The organism is Pelorhabdus rhamnosifermentans, assembly GCF_018835585.1.
GTDB classification, from domain to species: domain Bacteria; phylum Bacillota; class Negativicutes; order UMGS1260; family UMGS1260; genus Pelorhabdus; species Pelorhabdus rhamnosifermentans.
On sequence record NZ_JAHGVE010000194.1, the window covers coordinates 1 to 226 of the forward strand.

1 rRNA gene is annotated in these 226 nt (G+C 43.8%); it reads right to left on the reverse strand.

Features of this window, described 5'->3' with window-relative positions:
• Positions 1–66 (reverse strand): 5S ribosomal RNA (gene rrf / locus Ga0466249_RS28125); the annotation flags it as partial.
• Between the last annotated feature and the right edge of the window lie 160 nt (positions 67–226).

Here is a 226-nt window from a genome sequence, read left to right on the forward strand (position 1 = left end):
GTATGCGGGCTTAACTTCTGTGTTCGGTATGGGAACAGGTGGAACCCCGCAGCTATCGTCACTAAATTAGAGAAAGTTTTGCTCTCTCAAAACTATACAGAAGAAGAAGTTTTACTTAATGTACTTTAGAATCTTATCTTTTCGGCTTCTTTAAGTCAAGCCCTCGGCCTATTAGTACCAGTCAGCTCCAGCAATCACTCGCCTTCCACACCTGGCCTATCAACCT